The 2,500-nt window shown below is 53.8% G+C and carries 1 rRNA gene (cut by a window edge); it reads left to right on the top strand.

Features of this window, described 5'->3' with window-relative positions:
- A 23S ribosomal RNA gene (locus B5V02_RS37085) occupies positions 1-2,382 on the top strand (it extends 424 nt beyond the left edge of the window).
- Positions 2,383-2,500: the final 118 nt, after the last annotated feature.

Below are 2,500 nucleotides of genomic sequence, written 5' to 3'. Positions count from 1 at the left end.
ACACGTGAAATCCTGTCTGAAATTGGGGGGACCACCCTCCAAGCCTAAGTACTCGTGCATGACCGATAGCGAACTAGTACCGTGAGGGAAAGGTGAAAAGCACCCCGACAAGGGGAGTGAAAGAGTACCTGAAACCGATTGCCTACAAACAGTGGAAGCCCAAGGTTCGTCCTGGGTGACCACGTACCTTTTGTATAATGGGTCAGCGACTTAGTGTGACGAGCAAGCTTAAACCGCTAGGTGTAGGCGCAGCGAAAGCGAGTCTGAATAGGGCGTTCAGTTCGTCGCATTAGACCCGAAACCGAGTGATCTAGCCATGAGCAGGTTGAAGGTAAGGTAACACTTACTGGAGGACCGAACCCATAACTGTTGCAATAGTTCGGGATGACTTGTGGCTAGGGGTGAAAGGCCAATCAAACTCGGAAATAGCTGGTTCTCCGCGAAATCTATTTAGGTAGAGCGTCGACCGAATACCCCAGGGGGTAGAGCACTGGATGGGCTAGGGGTCCTCACCGGATTACCAAACCTAACCAAACTCCGAATACCTGGGAGTACTAGTCGGCAGACACACGGCGGGTGCTAACGTCCGTCGTGAAAAGGGAAACAACCCTGACCTACAGCTAAGGTCCCCAAGTTATGGCTAAGTGGGAAAGGATGTGAGGATCCCAAAACAACCAGGATGTTGGCTTAGAAGCAGCCATCATTTAAAGAAAGCGTAACAGCTCACTGGTCTAAATAAGGGTCTTTGCGCCGAAAATGTAACGGGGCTAAAGCCATACACCGAAGCTTAGGGTTCGTAGCAATACGAGCGGTAGCGGAGCGTTCTGTAAGCTGATGAAGCCATACCCGTGAGGGGTGGTGGAGGTATCAGAAGTGCGAATGCTGACATGAGTAACGTAAGGGGAGTGAGAGACTCCCCCGCCGAAAGACCAAGGGTTCCTGCTTAAAGCTAATCTGAGCAGGGTTAGCCGGCCCCTAAGACGAGGCGGAAACGCGTAGTCGATGGGAACCACGTTAATATTCGTGGGCTTGGAGGTAGTGACGGATCATTGAGGTAGTCCAATCTTATCGGATTGAACGGGCTGCTGCGTGGTTCCAGGAAATAGCTCCTCCTTATAAACCGTACCCGAAACCGACACTGGTGGTCTGGTAGAGTATACCAAGGCGCTTGAGAGAACTATGCTGAAGGAACTCGGCAAATTGCACGCGTAACTTCGGAAGAAGCGTGACCCTTTTCTACGCAAGTAGAGGAGGGTGGCACAGACCAGGGGGTAGCGACTGTTTATCAAAAACACAGGGCTCTGCGAAGTCGCAAGACGACGTATAGGGTCTGACGCCTGCCCGGTGCTGGAAGGTTAAGAGGAGGGGTGCAAGCTCTGAATCGAAGCCCCAGTAAACGGCGGCCGTAACTATAACGGTCCTAAGGTAGCGAAATTCCTTGTCGGGTAAGTTCCGACCTGCACGAATGGCGTAACGACTTCCCCGCTGTCTCCAGCATAGACTCAGTGAAATTGAATTCCCCGTGAAGATGCGGGGTTCCTGCGGTTAGACGGAAAGACCCCGTGCACCTTTACTATAGCTTTACATTGGCATTCGTAGTGGCATGTGTAGGATAGGTGGTAGGCTTTGAAACCTGGGCGCCAGCTCAGGTGGAGCCACCCTTGAAATACCACCCTTATTACTATGGATGTCTAACCGCGGCCCGTTATCCGGGTCCGGGACAATGTATGGTGGGTAGTTTGACTGGGGCGGTCGCCTCCTAAAGAGTAACGGAGGCGCGCGATGGTGGGCTCAGAACGGTCGGAAATCGTTCGCTGAGTGCAATGGCATAAGCCTGCCTGACTGCGAGACTGACAAGTCGAGCAGAGACGAAAGTCGGTCATAGTGATCCGGTGGTCCCGCGTGGAAGGGCCATCGCTCAACGAATAAAAGGTACGCCGGGGATAACAGGCTGATGACCCCCAAGAGTCCATATCGACGGGGTTGTTTGGCACCTCGATGTCGACTCATCGCATCCTGGGGCTGGAGCAGGTCCCAAGGGTATGGCTGTTCGCCATTTAAAGCGGTACGTGAGTTGGGTTCAGAACGTCGTGAGACAGTTCGGTCCCTATCTGCCGTGGGTGTAGGAATATTGAAAGGATCTGTCCCTAGTACGAGAGGACCGGGATGGACGGATCTCTGGTGGACCTGTTGTGGCGCCAGCCGCATAGCAGGGTAGCTATATCCGGACGGGATAACCGCTGAAGGCATCTAAGCGGGAAACCCACCTTAAAACGAGTATTCCCTGAGAACCGTGGAAGACGACCACGTTGATAGGCCGGGTGTGGAAGAGCGGCAACGCTTGAAGCTTACCGGTACTAATAGTTCGATCGGCTTGATCGTTCTCATTCCTTATGCCCATTCCCAGCGCTCACGCATGAGCAGCCCCTACAGGGCCTATGCTCCGCGAGGGCGCCGGAAAACCGGCGACGCGCAGTCGCGCTTGCGGGCTTTGCCCGAA

It is taken from the genome of Mesorhizobium kowhaii (assembly GCF_003253745.1).
Taxonomy (GTDB): Bacteria; Pseudomonadota; Alphaproteobacteria; order Rhizobiales; family Rhizobiaceae; genus Mesorhizobium; species Mesorhizobium kowhaii.
The sequence above is the reverse complement of the archived record's forward strand: the minus strand, read 5'-3'. Positions and strand labels throughout refer to the sequence as shown.